Origin of the sequence: Chamaesiphon sp. GL140_3_metabinner_50, from assembly GCF_025361915.1 — a bacterium.
In the GTDB taxonomy this organism is placed as follows: Bacteria; Cyanobacteriota; Cyanobacteriia; order Cyanobacteriales; family Chamaesiphonaceae; genus Chamaesiphon.
Genome location: NZ_JANYJC010000217.1, coordinates 1 through 17,122, shown reverse-complemented (window position 1 = coordinate 17,122; position 17,122 = coordinate 1). Strand labels below are relative to the sequence as shown.

Here is a 17,122-nt window from a genome sequence, read left to right as displayed (position 1 = left end):
GAGTTTGGCGGGTGGATGCAACTGGTAGCCTATTTTCACCTTAACTATCCAGGATTGAATTTCGATCGAGATATTACAGCAGGACTCGATCGATTCTCACTAGCTGTCGATTTTGATTTCTACTGGTTATACTCACACGAGCGAGAATCCACAGATTGACCTTATTTACCATCATAACCAGGCGAATCGAAAAACTTTATTACCGTTGATTTTGTTCGATTTAAAATAATGGAAATTAATTATTCACCAATTTTCTTGGTGAATAGTTATTGCCCCGTAGCCGCGTAGCTCGTAGTTAACACGATCGATCTCATGCAGCTTAGAATTGAAGCATAGTTACGAATGATGGGATATGCTACAAACACGATGGGTTACGATGCGATCGGTCAAACAACTTTTGTGTGTGTTAGAGATCGTCTGCTTGAGTATCTTTAGTTGTCCTCTAACTAGTCTGGCTGTAGCAATTCAGGATGTTCCCAATCCTCGCCAGATGGCTGGAGAATGGGTTACCGATTTGGCTAACCTGTTAGATACCCAAATGGAAAAGCAACTCAACCAAGCCATTTCTGAGCTAGAGGCAGATAATGGCATTGAAATAGCGGTTGTTACCGTTCCCGATACCAGTCCATCGCCCACTCCTAAAGATTTTGCAACACAGTTATTCAACTATTGGGGCATCGGTAAGCGAGGTCAAAATAACGGTGTGTTACTATTGGTGTCCGAGGGCGATCGGCAAGTAGAAATCAAAACTGGTAGCGGCATCATGAATTTGCTACCTAATTCTCAACTGCAATCGACGATCGACATGGATATATTACCTCGATTTCGATCGGGAAACTTTGCCGAAGGGATCTGGGTGGGCACCCAATCTTTAATTCAAGCAGTTCGCACTGCTCCTGAGGGGATCGAATCAGAACCACCGTCTCTATATTCACCAGTTAAACCTAATACTTATGTGATTTTAGAGATCGTCACCATCTTCGTTGCCATCAGTTGCTGGATAATTTTGCTGATGTTTCAACCTCCGAAAGTAGATCCGCAAGGACGTTCCTTGCGAACAGATGGACAACGAGACAAATCGCTCATCTGCAATGGCTGTCGTTTGACAATGCAACCAGTCGATGCTCAAACTTTACTCACTTACCTAACTCCAGCTCAAAGTATCGCACGAGAATTAGGGGGTGTTGCCTTCGAGGGTTGGCAATGTCCGCCGGAGTGCAAACAATCAACTCCACCTGTGGGCATTCACCTGCGAGAATACATTCTAGATAACCAGCAATTTCAGATCTGTTCAAACTGTCAGGAGCGGACGATTCAACGCTCGGTAGAAATTCTAGTACCTGCAACCATCACCAAACCAGGTAGTCGCCGCATTAAACAGCGATGCCACTCTTGTTTATTGGTGAAAGAGCAAGAAGAGAAAATCGCACCGGGATCTCCCGTCTATAGTGCTGATGGTGTGTATATCGGTAGTGTCACCTATTCTTCCGGTAGTAGCGATAGCTTTGGCGGTGGCGATAGCGGTGGCGGTGGCGGTGGCGATGGTGGTGCTGGCGGCGGATGGTAATTATTTAACAACTCCCGTTCCCCAGCCATCGTATTCGCCGTTGTGTTCGATCGCTAGATAAAAAATTGGCAGCGTGACATTACAGCCATCTATCATCTAATATCGTCAATTATTCAATTTGCTGCGATGGATAATAACCTTTAATTTCGTGGTTGTAAAAACTGCCGATCGAATCTGTCGATTGCAGATCTTCCCATAGTTCTGGTTCGACGTGGGAATATTGATAAACAGCTCCGCTATTAAATTCAATTTGCAAAATCTCGCGCTCTTCATCGTAGCCTACTTGTGCTGCCATCGAAGAACAGGCGGGCAACATTTCAATCTCTTCACTCGGCGCAATTGCAGGAGTAGATGCCATAATCCGATCGAGTAGTTGCAAGCCTTCATAAGCTGCGAGTGGAGCGGGAATTTCGATATATTCGATCTCATTTTCGCGCTCGATTAGCAGCTTGAGTCCATTATCATCGTGCGCGATCGCTCTCAAACTGCTTAAATCGATTTTACTTAGCTTCATCTAAAAATGCGCTCCTACGATCGGTGAAATCCTCAGTTATTTGCCAACACCCTTAGTACTATTATATTATAAATTGGGTCGATCGTCAAGTCTCAATTCAGGATTATTAGCTCCAGACGGCGGTTCTGGGCGACGTTCTGGTCTGGGCGGTCGAGCGACTGTTATCGGCGTACCGCGATAGCAGCCGATCGTGTAGGGATATTCCCAAGTAGCATGATAGTGATAGATTTGGGTCTGTTTGCCATCCCAATCGACCGGATGGATATGACCGTGACAGACATCTAAATCGCTATTTGTGGCACCTTTACCACCTTCGAGGCGATGACCGTAGATGCCAAATCCATCCAGTGCGTAACCTAATAATGCCGAGTGTCCCTTGCCAGGATCGCGTTTATCCAAGCAGGTGGTAATACTATGATAGTGGTACGTACCGCGATTTTCGGGGTGTCCCTGGCAACTATCTTGAATCTCGTGAGCGACGGCATCTTTGCCATTAGCATCGAGCGCGTTAAATAAATAGCCACCATTGAGCAATATGCCAACTTGCCCCATCGGTACGCATGAGGGTGCGGCTAGCTGGGGATTGGCGGGTAAATTGAGGGTTGCAGTACCCGATCGAATTGAATTAGGATTGCGATCGAATGCATAAGCATCATCCTGTGGCGAGATCGGAAAATTACCCGTCGGATCTTGGGGGAGGCGATTGCTGGCAATCTGGCGCGATCGATCTTTGATGGTAATATCGAAGTCCCCCGGCCAATAGACGCGACCGTTAACTGTCGGTTTGGTCGTTAAATTATATGTGGCATTATCACCAATCCAATCGCCGCTGGCATGTGCCCCCTGTCGGCGCAAGCCGCCAAATTGAGTCCGACAAGACCACAGAAATCCTGTTTGGGGTTTAGTCGAAATCCGCCCGTCACCGATGGGAATATGGCGCAGATCGACGCTCGCTGGTGAAGGTTTATAAGCAAGTGCCTGCCAGCCGAAAGTAGCAATTAGCATGACTACAAACAGACAGATGGAGATCGCATAGCTCACGAGCGATTTTCTATTCCCAATCTTCCCAAAGTGTCTCATTGCTTAGAGTCTTCCCGAACGGCGACAATCGAATCTTTGTATTTATTATCCTCGATCGGTTGCCGATCGAACTAATCGAATTTATCTTTCGCGAGATCGAAGTCTGTTTCCTCAACTATATTTCCCTTGACGATCGTGTAAACCGAATTGAGGGAAAACTAAGATTATGAATAATATTATTTCTCCCGCTTCAATGTTACGTACTGCATAATTATGTCGATATTTCTTCTAAGTCACGAGCGGCATCTGGCGCGATAATATACTGAGCCAATCTACCGAGCCTCTTTTGCTGCTTGTAGTTTAGCTCTCAAATTAGCTAGTACAAATTCTCCATCTAATCCTTCCCCGCGTTCGCGTAGCGTCGGCTCTGCCGAATCGAGTTGTGCTACTGCACTATCTATCTGAGATCGTAGTTCGGTTGCCAATTGCTCTATTGAATTTTGAGATTGGAGTAAATTCAATGCTGCCTCAATCGCTTCATCAGAGCTAGCATACTTGCCCGCGAGTATTTGTTGGTGAATAAAATTTTCTAATTCGGGTTTGAGTGTTAGGTTCATAACCATAGAACACAATTTATAACCTTTATCTATTATAGCCTAGCCAGCGTTTAGGCAATTTACTCAAATCGCAGAGCCTGACCTTTAATATCCGATCGAATCTCACCTTTTTCGTAGACAATATTCCCATTAACGATCGTGTAAACAGGGTATCCCGTAAGACTCCAACCTTCAAAGGGACTCCAGCCGCATTTGCTGACGATATCTTTACGTTCTAATGGGCGATAATTTTCGAGATCTACTAATACTAAATCGGCATCGTAGCCGATCGCGATCGTGCCTTTATTAGGAATATGATAAGCTTTGGCAACTGCGGTAGACATCCAGTTAGATACTTGCTCGATCGTACATTTCCCGGCAACTGCTTGGGTAAGCATAACAGGTAATGATGTCTCGACTCCGGGCATTCCCGATGGGGTATTGGGATAACCTTTAGCTTTTTCTTCGAGAGTATGGGGCGCGTGATCGGTGGCGATAAAATCGATCGTGCCATCTAATAATCCCGCCCACAATACATCGTTATCATGGTGCGATCGTAATGGTGGATTCATCTGAGCTAGGGTACCGATTTGGGCATAGGCATCGGTATTTAGCATCAAATGTTGGGGTGTGACTTCGGCAGTTACCCAGGCGGGTTTATGTTGGCGGAGGAATTCTACTTCGATGGCGGTGGAAAGATGGAGGATATGTAGGCGACGCTGGTATTTGTCGGAAAATTTTACCGCGAGTTTGGTGGCATTGAGGGCGGCGATATCGTCTTGAATTTGAGAATGGATGGCAGGATCGGTAATGCCAGCAAATTCTTGTTTGCGCTGGTTGATGCGTGCCTGATCTTCAGCATGTACCGCAATTAAGCGATCTCCCTGGGCGAAAATCGGTTCTAAGGCGGCAGCAGTATCGACGAGCAGATCGCCATGTGCCGAACCCATGAACACCTTGATGCCGCAGGTAGGGGTGGCTGTGCGAATATCTGGCAGGTTGGCGGGAGTCGCGCCAATAAAGAAGCCGTAATTGACGATGCTCTTACGGGATGCGCGATCGAGTTTATCATCGAGCGCAGCTTGGGTAATGGTTAGTGGTTTGGTATTGGGCATCTCTAAAAACGATGTCACGCCACCTTTAGCGCACGCATGGCTGGCGGTGACGAGATCTTCTTTATGCTCTAATCCTGGCTCGCGGAAATGGACTTGCGGATCGATAACACCGGGCAACAAAACCAAGCCAGTTGCGTCAATTTCTCTAGTTGCGTCGGTATTGGCAATCTCAGGGGCAATTTCGACAATTCGTTCGTCTCGAACTAAAACATCACCCACTAGCCATTTACGATCCGACAAGAGGATGCGCGCGCGACGGATTAGCAAAGAATTAGCGTTCATACTCGATCGGTAAAAATAAAGGGCATAATGGTCTATGGGCGATGCAATTTTAAAGACGAGATCGCCATAATTTTAGACTTAGCTGTAACGATTTGATATCTCAATCGAGTCTCACCTAAAATTTTACAGTACGATCGGGGAGGTTGTTCGGACGAGCATTCGATAATTTCACGATCGCAGCAGCATCGGCTCTCAACTCGCACCCACTCACTCATTGATATCCCACTCAATCGCCTTATGGACTACGAACAGCCGCCATCAGACTCTAAACATCCTCCAGAAGTTGAAACTAGTTCCGAGTACGAGGAAGTGAGTGATGCTCCGACTACTGCACCCGAACCCAAAGTCGAAAATCCTTGGGCTGAAACGATCAAAACGATCGGGTTGAGTGTACTCTTAGCTTTTGGGATTCGGACTTTTGTGGCTGAGGCGCGGTATATTCCGTCTGGCTCGATGTTACCAACATTGCAAATTAACGATCGATTGATTATCGATAAGGTTAGCTATCTATTTTCCGATCCCGTCCGTGGCGATGTTGTTGTCTTTAATCCTACCGCCCAATTAGAAAAAGAAAAGTATAAAGATGCTTTTATCAAACGGGTAATTGGTTTACCTGGCGATCGGGTTGCTGTTAAAGGTGGTAAAGTTTACGTCAATGGTAAACTCTTATCCGAAAATTATTTAGACGAACCCCCTGCTAAAGATTGGAGTACTAACGATCGCTACGCTAGCGACGAACTGTATAAAGTACCTTGGCCCACTGATGGCATTATTCCCAAGGGGCAGTATTTAGTGCTGGGAGATAACCGCAATAATAGTTACGATAGTCACTACTGGGGCTTCGTACCTAAAGATAAGATCGTCGGGAAAGCAGTCGTCCGCTTTTGGCCGATCGATCGTGCGGGTGGCATCGATCCACAGCCCGATTATCGCTAAGTACATCAATACACATGGATGAAGAAGAACGAGATCGATCGACAATTTTAGAACCAACTATCGCACCTGAAAAAGTAGAAAGTCCGTGGGGCGAGACGCTCAAAGTCATCGGATTTAGCGTCTTTTTGGCATTGGGAATTAGGACTTTTGTAGCTGACTCTCGCTATATTCCGTCCGGCTCGATGTTACCTACATTGCAAATTAACGATCGACTAATTATCGATAAGATTAGCTATAAATTTTCCGATCCCGTACGCGGCGATATTGTGGTATTTTATCCTACCGCCAAACTGGAACAAGAATTAAAAGCTGATGGCGAGAAAAAATTCAAGGAACCGTTTATCAAACGGGTAATCGGACTTCCCGGCGATCGGATTGATGTCAAGCACGGTCTAGTATATATTAATGGTAAAGTCCTCTCCGAAAAGTATCTCGGCGAACCTGCTGCATATCGCTGGAGTAGTACCGAAATTGTTCCTGATGGCATCGTTCCTAAGGATCGTTATCTTGTCTTAGGCGATAACCGCAATAATAGTTACGACGGTCATTATTGGGGCTTTTTACCCAAAGATAAAATTATTGGTAAAGCAGTAGTTAGGTTTTGGCCGATCAATCGCGCAGGCGGGATCGATCCACAACCCGATTATCGCTACTAGTGAGCTATAAAATTAGCTGCTAGAATTGGCAGCGACAAAGACATTGACAACAACGTCAACCCCGTCAGAATGGCAATAGTCTTTCGATCGCTTTTAACAATTCTTTGCAATTGCTCGATTGCTTGCTCGTGTTCGGCAAGTACGTTAGTCTGTGCAACACAGGCACCCGATAATTTTTCGAGTAGATCGATACATCTTTCGGTTTGAGATTCCGTACTTTTATCCAACTTCGATATTGCTTGATGAACTTTTTCAATCATCTCCATCAGTTCATCCCTCATCGAGCTAGAGCTAAACCTGCGATTTTTCTCGCTTAATACCTCGTAGTCGGGATCTTTTTGACTCGATTGCAAGTATTCTCTAAGTTCGTCTTCTGATATTTTAAACTCGTCTTCTGGTAAATTGTCTTCCATTTTAATTTTTTACAACTAAAGCTTGTCATCAAGTTCTGCGAACACCTTGGATTGCTCAATACAGCACTTCTGTCGCTACTTCCATCTGTGCAGGATACCCATATTGCAGAAGTAGTCTTTTGACTGTCGCCTTCATTTTAGCACGGATGCTCTCTTTGAGGTTGTAGTCGTAGCCGTTGCTGTAGGCATAGCCGATGGTTTGGAGGATTTGGAGTCGATACCGTTCGATTTCAATATTCAAACTCGTTCGTCAAATCTAGTTCTAAAACTGCCGTATTTAATCCAATACTGTTTAATTTGATGATGGGGAGTATGCAGACTAGCTTTAGCTTGATATAGTATGACTTGACATCGATCGCCGATCCAAATTTTACCGATCGATTCGACCGAAATTAACGTTCCACCCAAGGCTTCGATACAGTCAGTAAATCGCTCGATCGTGCTATAGTCAACAGTTTCAAATACAAAAAAGTTACCTAAAGAAATTAGGTGTCGGCTTCGCACCCAGCATTGCATTTTTTTCTCGGCTTCTGGTGGTAACATAGCGATGGGAACCGATCGGTACCAATTAGATAGACAAGCCAAGTATGAATCTAGTTCAAATTATAACGAATTAGGATTTATTTCGTCTGCAAAACTGGTTACTTTTTCAAATTTTAACATGCCAAAAGCCGAACCCCAGACTTTTTCATGAGTATTAATATCCATCCCCTTATCGAGACTCACCCAGGTATTTTCGCCGATTTCGACATCGCTAATTAAGTAAGTCGTCGCCCCATTGCGTTCGATGAAACATTGATTTCCCGGCTCGACTCGTCCGCGAAATATTTCGCCATCGCGACTAAAAATCATCGAACAATTACACCGACGTTCGAGACAATCGTGAGTGATTGTTTTAAGAATATCCGGCTCTCTAGCAGCTCCAGCATATAGCATCGCATCTTTGAGGCTATAGTTTTCAATGTAAGTATCTTCGCCGCGATCTACTAATTTATGCACCCCCTGACGATAAGGACTCCATAAATCGTAATCGTATACCTGCTCGGAGTAAAATCCGATCGCATTAAAAAATTCAAACGGTAACGGACGAAAAAAGATCCGAATATGCGCGTAATGTTGAGGCTCTGCGGCTGCTTGTTGGTGATTGCTAAAATCACCAGCCATCCACCGAGCTAAGAGAATTGAATCGCTCATGAGTTAGTGGATAGTGAATAGTGGATAGTGAATAGGGAATAGTTACTATTCTCTTGCTGTTTCAATTCTATATGAGATGTCTCCGAACTCCGAACTCCCATCTCCCATCGCTAACATTTTCATACTCCGATCCAGCAACGCCTAAGTTGTTGTCATCGATCGTAATTCGGAGGAAAAGGAAGCCGTTACGACACCATTACCATCGCTGGTTTTAATTGTCGATACGCGAAACCTTAAATTAGGATTGACAAACCAGATTCGCTCTTCAGCGGCGGCGCGATCGTATTCAGTTATCAATACGAAAGTACCATCTTCAGTAATCTGATAGCGAGCGGCGGCTGGGATAGTTTCAGCATAACCGCGATCGCGCAATAATTGACCCCCATTTAGCAAATTGGGATCGGGAATCGGTACTAAGACAGTACTCCCTTTAAGCACCTCGGCTTCATCCCAATCAGATTCTCCTTCCCAACTCATTTGGAATGGCGAAACCGCTTGACTGGGATCGATGCTATAAGCTTGACACAGCTCGATGACGGCGGGATTATCTGGCGTGAGGGCGACGATCTCGATTTCCGATCGCACTGCTTCAAAGTGCCCGAAAATCATGTGATGGGCACTCCGTTGTGACTTCCATTGCCCGATCGAACCTGCTACAAATTGAGTAATGTCCATTCGTACCTAAATTAACGTTTTTTTGATTTTGACGACGCTCGGCGCGATCGTTTTAATCTTAAAATTTAATAAAACCAATAAATAATCGATCGGATCGATCGAGTGCTAACTCAGTAAAAGTTATCGGTAAGACTGATTACTCAGCTATGATGCACAGATCGACCGTGTTTAGATCTAAATAAGACTGACTGCGACGGCGATGGCTTACCCCCCAACCCCCCTTATAAAGGGGGGCTTTCCAGATCCCTTTATTTATCTAAGGAAACTTTCCGGCTCCCTCCCCTTTATAAGGGGAGGGCTGGGGTGGGGTAAAGATCCCCGCCGCAGCCAACCACACTAAAATCGGTTCTAGACGATTTCAGTAATACTGACGATTTTGCCGCTGGTGCGGTTGATGCGTTGAATCTGAGGAGTCATCCGATCGCCACGTACGATATATTCAGTAGTACTGACGCGACGCGGGCCAGTAAATTTGGCACCAGTAACGACAATCTTGAACATCTTTTTGTTAGCTTCACCAGAACCGCCCAAACTGACTTTGGATGCGGTAGTTTTGCTGGTGCTATTGGTAGCAACCGAATAGACGAGTTGCGAAGACTTAACCGAGCTGCTTACTTGCGCGGGGCCGCGATCGATCGCAATCAGCCGATTGTAAGCTACTTGACTTTTACCATCTTCACTCAGACTGCGATTGTAAGGAACGATATTTTCCCCAAAAGTAGACTGATACTCATCGCTATCGACATAAGAATCGATTTCGGCATCGTAACCTTCAGCGACACAACGCACGATATGTGCGGATACTTCGGCTTTGGATTCGGGAGGGCGACCCAAGAAATGCATGAAGTTCAGTTCGGTGAACCGATAAGGCGCGCATTTTTGGAAGTAGCGATTGCGATAAAATTCAGATTTACCCACCGCACGGACGAATTCCCGGACGGAGAGGCTGCCATCTGCCAATTGCGATTCGGCAGAGGTGAGACGTTCGCTTTCCATTACATGAGGATTGCCCAAAACGTGCTTGTAAACTGCCCGAATGACGGCTTGTACGTCATCAACCTCACGATTGGGCCATAATTCCATTCTTGTCATGGTTGCCATAATTATTTCGATCCTAAATTGTTGTTATTTGATACTTACTTAGCAAAAATTGGCGGTGAAAACCGCAAATACATCAGAGGGCGTTGGGATGCGTGTAGTTTCGCACTCGTAAACCTTAGAGAATCCCTTCTATGATTTACCCCCCTATAATTTACCCCCCAACCCCCCTTATAAAGGCGGGCTTTTGCTCCCTCCCCTTTATAAGGGGAGGGTTGGGGTGGGGTAAAGGACTACGCAGCAACTCAAATAACTTGTCGGTACGCGGTAGCCTTAACAAAGGGGAAACCAGAATCGGGGATTCAAGCCTAAGACCTAAAACCTAAAACCTAGCCTAAACCGCCGTCATACTGACGATCGAACCACCTTGCTTGTGAATCCGTTGATAGGTTTCTGACAACTGCTCGTAGGGCACCATGTAGACTTGGTTGCTGCGACGGAACTTGGAAATGTTATTGAGCGTTTTAGCCCGATAACCAGTAACCTCGATCCGGTAAACTTTACCTTGGTCGCCAGCACCCGCACCATGACGAGAGCGGGGGTTAATTGGCGGATTGCGGAAGGTGTTACCAGGAGCCGTAACAGCCGTAGCGATCGCGTTAATGACCAAAGCGTTGAGTTTGGGCGATTTACCAGCCAAGTCGGCCTTGAGGGAGCTAGTAGATGCCCCACGTACCAATTGGAACGTGTGGGTAAAGCCCACCATGTGGGTGATGGCTTCGGTTTTGTAGCCGCGAATGTAAGGAACGATATTATCGCCAAACACGTTCTGGTACTCGTCGCTGTCGATGTATGAATCGATTTCGGCATCAAAGTCACCAGCATCTAAGATGGCACTGTGAGCTTTCATTTCGTCATAGCTATTAGGCGCACGACCTAATAGATGGCGGAAGTTTAATTCCACGAACCGATAGCGAGGACAATCGCTAAAACGAGACATGTAAGCATCGGATTTCGCGATCGCGCGGACAAATTCTCTTACGCTATAAAAACCGCTCTTGAACTGAGACTCGGCAACTACCGCCCGTTCGCTCTCCATGACATAGGCATTACCTAGTACTTGGCGATAAACGGCACGGATAATTGTCTCGGCTTCGTCAACGGAGCGTCCGGGTACCCACTCGACTGGTGGGGTTTCGTCAAATAGGCTGACACCTAACTGTGAAGCTGGCCCAAAATACATTTACTAAGTCTCCTTTAACTGCACAATCATAAATCTGAGAACAATTGTCTCAAAATTTTAAGCAATTTTGGCATTACCTTTACAAGTAATAACCTTCAATCCGTGAATTATGAGCGGGTTCGGACTCTAGCAGTCAACCTAGCAAGCTAAGTTACCCACTCTCCTCTCCCATAAGCTTTTATAATCTTCTCTATACTAATCTTCATATATAGCTGTAACTCTGAATACTAAGAATCATTAAGTTTTACCGTGGCAATTCGCTGTGCCAGAGTGACACCACTTTGATACCACTTTGAATAGCGATCGCACTTTGGATTTTGGATTGGTGGTTCCCCCTAAAGCCTAATACCTAAAGCCTAATACCTAACGCCTAACGCCTAAAGCCCAATACCTAATACCTAAAGCCTAGTTAAGCGACTCTCGATGCCACTTTAAAGATACTGTCTGGAGATTTACCTGCGATCGTCGCATCCCAGCCGATCGATTGTAAGAACCCATCCCCTGACTTAGTTTCAACCACATCTACGCCCCATTGGTTGGCTTGCAAGGCATCGGGAGAACTACTGGTGGCGGGGGTGGTTTTAATGCCACCTAAAATTAAAATGTCAAACTCGATCGAACCTGACGATTTTGTCCGACTAGTTGTTAAAATCTCGGCGCATTTTTCACCCAATTGGTGCGGTGTAAGCAAATTTTCCTGACACACGACTTCGACGATCCAGTGTGGATTATCGACTTGACGACATTGGACTTCTAGATGAGAACTGAAACCATCGATGAATACCTGAGTGAAGGCTTCCCGACTCATGGCGGGGACATTAGCATCCTTGATGTCGAAATTGTGAGAGAGGAGCATTCGCAAGGTTTGAGGGCTATTCATGGCTGGTTGTGAAGGATTTTAGTTGACCGATGAGGTGGTCGAAGTAGGGCGTAACGATCGCATGTTGACTGGGATCTAGTCGTCGCAAACTTGCTGCTTTCATGCCTTCAAGTCCGACTGTCATCGCATCGAGGGGGACTTGTAACTCTTGATAGAGAGCTTGCATATTTTTTAATCCTTCAGCACTGGTGTACTCGGAATTACCACCCGCCAACCCATAACTAATCGGGCGAAGATAGTGCCAAAAATCTCGCCAACAAGCCTCAGCGCGTTCGGGGGGATAAAGTCCGCCACCTGGTTCGGCAATGTGGGGAAATTGAGTATAGAGTTGGATTCTAGCTTCATCGATGATTTCGACGACCCGATCGCGCAATAATTGAGAAATTGGGATTAGGTTAGATGTTGCAGGTGAAAGTGCCGCAATTTGGGCATAATTTTCATCGGTGAGGTAAACCCGCGCATCTTCAGCGGCTTGGAAAATAGCGATGCTAGCTGCGGGGTGAGATTGCCAACTAGTAAAGCTGACAATTCTGGCTCTAGCAATCAGATCTTTAATTCGATCGGTCAACATGTGATTTTTTTAAAGATAAGTTCGACCCTATTTAGAGATCGGTTTGCCAAACTTATTATACTTTCTCAAATGCGAGGATCTAACTCAGTTGTCACCACATAACTCGATCGCCAGAGCGGAATAGTTTGGGGCTGTTTGCGAATATACTCAAACAGATCTGTAAGCTGTGCTAACTGCAATCGGAGCGGTCTTTTCTGGGCATCCGCCAACCATTTAAACTCTGGCAACTTCGCAAAAATTCCCGCCCACAAGCAGGTAGTACCGACCGTAATCGGCTGCAAAAATTCAAACGGCGATGGTGGATATTGCGGTAGTCGTTGGATCGTACCCGTCAGTGCGGGATTTGCCATCAGCGGCGAAGGGGCGAGCAACACCACATTACCCAGTGGATCTCGCTCTAACAACAGTAGATAACCCAGCATCCCCCCAGATATTTCTAACAATACCGAAGTGCGACTGACGATCGTCTGTTGAAACCGATTCCCATCGAGATTAGCATCTCCGGGCGGTAATACTAGCCCGAATCGATCGGACGCATCCGCCGCCATGTCCCACAATAGCCCCCAAGTCACGGTTAAATCGCGATCGAACCATTCCACATCAGTAAAAAACTCGTCACGATACACCTTCAATCCTTTAAAAATTGCTTCCCAAGTCGGACGATCTAACCTTTGCCCATTCAGAGCCTTGCGCGCCACTGGTTCGCCACTAATTTCAGGAACTCGCGATAATAACTTCTTAGTGGTACTAATCTTGCGCTCTTTGAGCATATTTTTCCACTTAACCAATTTTACGCCAGAGATCTCGATCGCAGCAGCTCGATCGGCATTAGTAGTTTGCATATTAAGACTTTGAGCCTGTTAAAATTGACTTTTTTGTGTAATAACCGATCGTAGCAGTGAATATCAATAGCGATGCAACGATTTAATCTAACTATATTTAAGCAGTTTTGGGCGATCGCCAAGTCCTACTGGTCGAGCGAGTCAAAATGGCGGGCGCGGGGACTGCTGTTGGCGATCGTGCTAATGTCCTTATGCTATACCGGACTGGCGGTGTTGCTCAATGGTAAGCGGGGCGAACTGATTTCGGCACTATCGGCGAAAGATGAAGTCAGATTTTGGCAAACAATCTGGATTTTTGCCGGGACATTAGTTGTCTACGCGCCACTGTATGCTGGTTATACCTATCTGCGCGATCGACTGGGCTTAAATTGGCGCAAGTGGTTGACAGACGATTTTATCGATCGCTATTTTCAGCACCGCTCTTTCTACAATCTTACCGATCCAGATAGTGCGATCGATAATCCCGATCGACGGATTAGTGAAGATGTCAAAAGCTTTACCCAGGAGTCGCTGACGCTGCTGCTAGCGATCGTCGATTCCCTCCTCGCCATTGGTGCCTTTGCCAGCGTCCTGTGGGGCATTTCGCAGCCATTGGTGCTATTTTTAGTCCTCTACGCTCTGATTGGTACGCTCACCACTGTCGGGATCTTTGGTAAACCCTTAACGCGACTCAATTTCGACCAGATTAAAAAGGAAGCTGATTTCCGGTTTGGGTTGGTGCGAGTCCGCGAAAATGCCGAAGCGATCGCTTTTTATCAGGGCGAGCAATATGAATCAGGTCTGATTAAAGGTCGATTTACTGAGGTAATTAATAACTTTAAAAAATTGATTTTTTGGGAATTAAATCTCAATATTTTAACTAATGCTTATGAATTTATTCCCTTTATTCTCCCGGCGATCGTCGTCGCCCCCGGAATATTTTCGGGCGAATTAGAAATTGGTAAAGTTACTGAAGCTCAAGGCGCATTTATTCGGGTCTTCTTCTCGCTCAACCTAATTGTATCGCGGTTTCAATCGCTGACTACTTTTAGTGCTGGAGTCGAGCGGTTATTTACATTTTCAGCATCTTTAGATCCCACTCTCCCAATTGAAGCAGTCGATTCGCAGCAGCACGATACGATCGAGACTAAAGTTGGCGAACGTTTAGAGTTAGCTAACATGACGCTCCAAACACCCAACTATCAAAGAACTCTGATCGAAAGTTTATCAGTCACATTACCCGCAGGTCAAGGCTTACTAGTCAGAGGGCCGAGCGGTTGTGGTAAAAGTTCCTTGCTCCGGGCGATCGTCGGATTATGGTCTGCCGGGACAGGCACAATTATCCGACCAGCACTAACCCAAATGCTATTTTTACCCCAACGACCTTATATGGTTTTGGGTACACTTCGCGACCAATTACTGTATCCAAATCTAGATTTGAAAGTTGACGATCTGCAACTAAAAGAGATTTTAATTCGGGTTAATTTACCAGATCTCGCTCAACGGCATGACGGATTCGATACCGAACAAAATTGGTCGCAAGTGCTATCTTTAGGCGAACAACAGCGATTGATTTTTGCCAGATTGTTACTCAATCGTCCTAAATATGCTATTTTAGATGAAGCTACTAGTGCCCTTGATGCCAACAACGAAGCGCATCTATATCAGGAATTACAAGCATCGGGAATGACATTTCTCAGCGTCGGACATCGAGAAAGCTTGAGCGATTATCACCGATCGATTTTAGATTTAACTGCCGTCGATGCCGATACTGAAGCCGAACATCAAACCTGGATGCTAACCACAGCCGATCCTCTTCCCCTGGAAACATAGGTTATAGTTGAGTTTTACTAGGGATGATAATCATCGAAAAATAGGGAATATTGCGCGGATCGACATCTTCGATCGCGATAATTTTTTGCTCGGTTGAAGTTGCATGTTCGATGTATTTAGCGCGAGATAATAAATCTAAATCGCTCAATATCTGACGAACTTTCTCAAAATGGCGACGGAGTTTAATAATAGCAACTGCATCGGCATTGACTAATTGAGCAGTCAATATATCTGCCGATAAAGTTGCCGACAAAATACTGAAAATATCATTACGATAACAGATCGGCGTGCCGATCGCGGCGGCGGCACCCATTGGTGACGCTACTCCCGGCACGATTTCGGTGACAAATCGATCGGCTAATCGGGTAAATAAATACATGAACGAGCCGTAAAATAACGGATCGCCACAGCATAATACCACCACATCTAACCCTGCGGCTAAATGCGCTACGATCGGTCTAATTGCTTCAGCATATAATTCTTGGGCAGCTTCAGGATCGAGCGCGCGGGGAAAATGAAAACAAACTTCGATTTGCTTGCCAGTTAAATAGGGTGCGACAATCGATCGAGCGATACTTTCGCGATCGTTCGCCGATTGATAGGCAATCACCGGAGCCGACTGCAATAGTCGAAACGCCTTGAGTGTCAATAACTCAGGATCGCCAGGGCCAACCCCAATACCATATAATCTCCCCGTCTGAATTGCAACCATTACGATCGAATGTTCCGCATTTGAATTGGATTTCAACTTTTCAGGTATTAGGTATTAGGTATTAGGTATTAGGTATTAGGTATTAGATTTTGGGCTTTAGGTTTTAGAAGAATTGTATTTCTGACTCCTTTTCCCTTTCCCCTTTTCCCTTTTCCCTAAAGCCTAAAACCTAAAACCTAAAACCTATTCCCGCTCCATCGCCAACGCATTAACCGCCGCCGCCGCCATCGCACTACCACCCCGTCGCCCGTGAATCGTCAGAAAAGGTACGCCCCGACTATCTGCCGCTAGAGCTGCTTTAGATTCTACCGCACCCACAAAACCAACCGGAAAACCGAGAATCAGTGCGGGTTTGGGTGCGCCTGCGTCGAGCATTTCGAGGAGTCTAAATAAAGCTGTGGGTGCATTTCCGATCGCAATTACCGAGCCAGCTAAATGAGGTCGCCATAATTCTAAAGCGGCAGCCGATCGGGTATTCTCTAATTGGGCGGCTAAATCAGCAACTTGCGGATCTGGAAGGGTACAAATTACGCGGTTATCTACAGGTAGCCGTTTGCGCGTCACGCCATCTGCTACCATCCGCGCGTCGCACAATATTGGTGCCCCATCTGCTAATGCTTTGCGCCCAATTCGCACGGCATCGATCGAGTAATCGAGATCCTTAACAATATCAATCATCCCACAAGCATGGATCAGCCGCACGGCGACAGCATTGAAATCGGCTGGTAATGTATCTAGTTGCGCCTCCGATCGAATCGTAGCAAATGATTGGCGATAAATTTCCGCCCCATCGCGGATGTATTGTAGGGGTGCGGGGATGGTGATTTTGGAGGACATGAATTAGTTTGGAGATGGGAGGTGGGAGATGGGAGTAAGAAGTAAGGAGTAAGAAGTAAGGAGTGTGGGGAGTCTGGAGCGATAGATATTGATTTACCCTATTCCCTATTCCCTATTCCCTATCCCCTATCCCGACGGGTAAACGATCGAAAAGATTCTTGCGGATTGAGGCGATTTTGGTGGTAGGTGGCGATGAGATTGACGATCGCGATCGGGACT

Annotated in this window: 20 protein-coding genes; 4 read left to right on the top strand and 16 right to left on the bottom strand. The window is 45.9% G+C overall.

What is annotated here, in order from left to right:
• Positions 1-352: 352 nt before the first annotated feature.
• On the top strand, positions 353-1,567 hold the full coding sequence (locus Q0R35_RS10930; RefSeq protein WP_295617568.1) for a YgcG family protein: 1,215 nt from the start codon (positions 353-355) through the stop codon (positions 1,565-1,567).
• A 109-nt stretch (positions 1,568-1,676) separates the two neighbouring features.
• Here the strand turns inward: Q0R35_RS10930 and Q0R35_RS10925 are convergent, their stop codons facing one another.
• The 4 genes from Q0R35_RS10925 to Q0R35_RS10910 all read right to left on the bottom strand — a co-directional run bounded on the left by Q0R35_RS10925 (position 1,677) and on the right by Q0R35_RS10910 (position 5,094).
• On the bottom strand, positions 1,677-2,081 hold the full coding sequence (locus Q0R35_RS10925) for a KTSC domain-containing protein (RefSeq protein WP_295617565.1): 405 nt from the start codon (positions 2,079-2,081) through the stop codon (positions 1,677-1,679).
• A gap of 66 nt (positions 2,082-2,147) precedes the next feature.
• Positions 2,148-3,122, bottom strand: coding sequence for a YHYH protein (locus tag Q0R35_RS10920; protein WP_295617562.1), 975 nt, complete (start codon positions 3,120-3,122; stop codon positions 2,148-2,150).
• A gap of 311 nt (positions 3,123-3,433) precedes the next feature.
• Entirely contained in the window at positions 3,434-3,718 is a 285-nt protein-coding gene (locus tag Q0R35_RS10915) for a type II toxin-antitoxin system ParD family antitoxin (protein WP_295617557.1), read from the bottom strand.
• 59 nt (positions 3,719-3,777) lie between these two features.
• Positions 3,778-5,094 carry a dihydroorotase gene (locus Q0R35_RS10910; RefSeq protein WP_295617553.1) on the bottom strand — a complete coding sequence of 439 codons (1,317 nt, stop codon included), beginning with the start codon at positions 5,092-5,094 and terminating at the stop codon, positions 3,778-3,780.
• Between the two features lie 237 nt (positions 5,095-5,331).
• Here Q0R35_RS10910 and lepB (Q0R35_RS10905) point away from each other — a divergent pair, with 237 nt between their 5' ends.
• Together lepB (Q0R35_RS10905) and lepB (Q0R35_RS10900) are read left to right on the top strand one after the other, a co-directional pair.
• Positions 5,332-6,030 carry a signal peptidase I gene (gene lepB, locus Q0R35_RS10905; RefSeq protein WP_295617550.1) on the top strand — a complete coding sequence of 233 codons (699 nt, stop codon included), beginning with the start codon at positions 5,332-5,334 and terminating at the stop codon, positions 6,028-6,030.
• Between the two features lie 14 nt (positions 6,031-6,044).
• The gene (lepB, locus tag Q0R35_RS10900; protein WP_295617547.1) at positions 6,045-6,686 is read left to right on the top strand and encodes a signal peptidase I; all 642 of its coding nucleotides are present in this window, start codon (positions 6,045-6,047) and stop codon (positions 6,684-6,686) included.
• On the opposite strand, the gene Q0R35_RS10895 is transcribed toward lepB (Q0R35_RS10900), so the two are convergent.
• The 10 genes from Q0R35_RS10895 to Q0R35_RS10850 form a co-directional block, all read right to left on the bottom strand.
• Positions 6,683-7,099, bottom strand: a complete 417-nt coding sequence (locus tag Q0R35_RS10895; RefSeq protein WP_295617544.1) for a hypothetical protein — start codon at positions 7,097-7,099, stop codon at positions 6,683-6,685. The two genes, lepB (Q0R35_RS10900) and Q0R35_RS10895, sit on opposite strands and share 4 nt — an antisense overlap.
• Positions 7,100-7,154: 55 nt before the next feature.
• The gene (locus Q0R35_RS10890; protein ID WP_295617541.1) at positions 7,155-7,340 is read right to left on the bottom strand and encodes a type I restriction enzyme endonuclease domain-containing protein; all 186 of its coding nucleotides are present in this window, start codon (positions 7,338-7,340) and stop codon (positions 7,155-7,157) included.
• Positions 7,337-7,642 carry a CpeR family transcriptional regulator gene (locus Q0R35_RS10885; protein WP_295617538.1) on the bottom strand — a complete coding sequence of 102 codons (306 nt, stop codon included), beginning with the start codon at positions 7,640-7,642 and terminating at the stop codon, positions 7,337-7,339. The genes Q0R35_RS10890 and Q0R35_RS10885 overlap by 4 nt, the downstream gene beginning before the upstream one ends.
• Before the next feature lie 60 nt (positions 7,643-7,702).
• Positions 7,703-8,293, bottom strand: coding sequence for a chromophore lyase CpcT/CpeT (locus tag Q0R35_RS10880; RefSeq protein ID WP_295617535.1), 591 nt, complete (start codon positions 8,291-8,293; stop codon positions 7,703-7,705).
• A 141-nt stretch (positions 8,294-8,434) separates the two neighbouring features.
• A complete protein-coding gene (locus tag Q0R35_RS10875) occupies positions 8,435-8,968 on the bottom strand; it encodes a phycobiliprotein lyase (protein ID WP_295617532.1) in 534 nt (177 codons plus the stop codon).
• 348 nt (positions 8,969-9,316) lie between these two features.
• Entirely contained in the window at positions 9,317-10,069 is a 753-nt protein-coding gene (locus tag Q0R35_RS10870) for a phycobilisome rod-core linker polypeptide (protein ID WP_295617529.1), read from the bottom strand.
• Between the two features lie 331 nt (positions 10,070-10,400).
• Positions 10,401-11,249, bottom strand: a complete 849-nt coding sequence (locus Q0R35_RS10865; protein ID WP_295617526.1) for a phycobilisome linker polypeptide — start codon at positions 11,247-11,249, stop codon at positions 10,401-10,403.
• Positions 11,250-11,658: 409 nt separating this feature from the next.
• Positions 11,659-12,129, bottom strand: coding sequence for a DUF2656 domain-containing protein (locus Q0R35_RS10860; RefSeq protein WP_295617523.1), 471 nt, complete (start codon positions 12,127-12,129; stop codon positions 11,659-11,661).
• Positions 12,122-12,700, bottom strand: coding sequence for a phycobilisome protein (locus tag Q0R35_RS10855; RefSeq protein WP_295617520.1), 579 nt, complete (start codon positions 12,698-12,700; stop codon positions 12,122-12,124). The genes Q0R35_RS10860 and Q0R35_RS10855 overlap by 8 nt, the downstream gene beginning before the upstream one ends.
• Before the next feature lie 65 nt (positions 12,701-12,765).
• Entirely contained in the window at positions 12,766-13,542 is a 777-nt protein-coding gene (locus tag Q0R35_RS10850) for a hypothetical protein (protein WP_295617516.1), read from the bottom strand.
• A 72-nt stretch (positions 13,543-13,614) separates the two neighbouring features.
• On the opposite strand from Q0R35_RS10850, the gene Q0R35_RS10845 reads away from it, so the two are divergent.
• Positions 13,615-15,354 (top strand): ABC transporter ATP-binding protein/permease, encoded by a 1,740-nt coding sequence (locus Q0R35_RS10845; protein WP_295617513.1) that lies wholly within the window; start codon positions 13,615-13,617, stop codon positions 15,352-15,354.
• Between the two features lies 1 nt (position 15,355).
• Here Q0R35_RS10845 and cobI read toward each other — a convergent pair whose 3' ends face one another.
• Both cobI and Q0R35_RS10835 read right to left on the bottom strand, forming a co-directional pair.
• Positions 15,356-16,066, bottom strand: a complete 711-nt coding sequence (gene cobI / locus Q0R35_RS10840) for a precorrin-2 C(20)-methyltransferase (protein ID WP_295617510.1) — start codon at positions 16,064-16,066, stop codon at positions 15,356-15,358.
• 183 nt (positions 16,067-16,249) lie between these two features.
• The gene (locus Q0R35_RS10835; RefSeq protein ID WP_295617507.1) at positions 16,250-16,903 is read right to left on the bottom strand and encodes a precorrin-8X methylmutase; all 654 of its coding nucleotides are present in this window, start codon (positions 16,901-16,903) and stop codon (positions 16,250-16,252) included.
• Positions 16,904-17,122 lie beyond the last annotated feature (219 nt).

Bases quoted from the DNA above. Each gene is read 5' to 3' on its own strand.
- Q0R35_RS10915 (WP_295617557.1), bottom strand. From the start codon at position 3,718: ATGAACCTAACACTCAAACCCGAATTAGAAAATTTTATTCACCAACAA.
- Q0R35_RS10835 (WP_295617507.1), bottom strand. From the start codon at position 16,903: ATGTCCTCCAAAATCACCATCCCCGCACCCCTACAATACATCCGCGAT.
- Q0R35_RS10845 (WP_295617513.1), top strand. From the start codon at position 13,615: ATGCAACGATTTAATCTAACTATATTTAAGCAGTTTTGGGCGATCGCC.
- Q0R35_RS10925 (WP_295617565.1), bottom strand. From the start codon at position 2,081: ATGAAGCTAAGTAAAATCGATTTAAGCAGTTTGAGAGCGATCGCGCAC.
- Q0R35_RS10930 (WP_295617568.1), top strand. From the start codon at position 353: ATGCTACAAACACGATGGGTTACGATGCGATCGGTCAAACAACTTTTG.
- Q0R35_RS10865 (WP_295617526.1), bottom strand. From the start codon at position 11,249: ATGTATTTTGGGCCAGCTTCACAGTTAGGTGTCAGCCTATTTGACGAA.
- Q0R35_RS10895 (WP_295617544.1), bottom strand. From the start codon at position 7,099: ATGGAAGACAATTTACCAGAAGACGAGTTTAAAATATCAGAAGACGAA.
- Q0R35_RS10880 (WP_295617535.1), bottom strand. From the start codon at position 8,293: ATGAGCGATTCAATTCTCTTAGCTCGGTGGATGGCTGGTGATTTTAGC.
- Q0R35_RS10855 (WP_295617520.1), bottom strand. From the start codon at position 12,700: ATGTTGACCGATCGAATTAAAGATCTGATTGCTAGAGCCAGAATTGTC.
- Q0R35_RS10850 (WP_295617516.1), bottom strand. From the start codon at position 13,542: ATGCAAACTACTAATGCCGATCGAGCTGCTGCGATCGAGATCTCTGGC.
- Q0R35_RS10885 (WP_295617538.1), bottom strand. From the start codon at position 7,642: ATGTTACCACCAGAAGCCGAGAAAAAAATGCAATGCTGGGTGCGAAGC.
- Q0R35_RS10870 (WP_295617529.1), bottom strand. From the start codon at position 10,069: ATGGCAACCATGACAAGAATGGAATTATGGCCCAATCGTGAGGTTGAT.
- lepB (WP_295617547.1), top strand. From the start codon at position 6,045: ATGGATGAAGAAGAACGAGATCGATCGACAATTTTAGAACCAACTATC.
- lepB (WP_295617550.1), top strand. From the start codon at position 5,332: ATGGACTACGAACAGCCGCCATCAGACTCTAAACATCCTCCAGAAGTT.
- Q0R35_RS10860 (WP_295617523.1), bottom strand. From the start codon at position 12,129: ATGAATAGCCCTCAAACCTTGCGAATGCTCCTCTCTCACAATTTCGAC.
- Q0R35_RS10875 (WP_295617532.1), bottom strand. From the start codon at position 8,968: ATGGACATTACTCAATTTGTAGCAGGTTCGATCGGGCAATGGAAGTCA.
- Q0R35_RS10910 (WP_295617553.1), bottom strand. From the start codon at position 5,094: ATGAACGCTAATTCTTTGCTAATCCGTCGCGCGCGCATCCTCTTGTCG.
- cobI (WP_295617510.1), bottom strand. From the start codon at position 16,066: ATGGTTGCAATTCAGACGGGGAGATTATATGGTATTGGGGTTGGCCCT.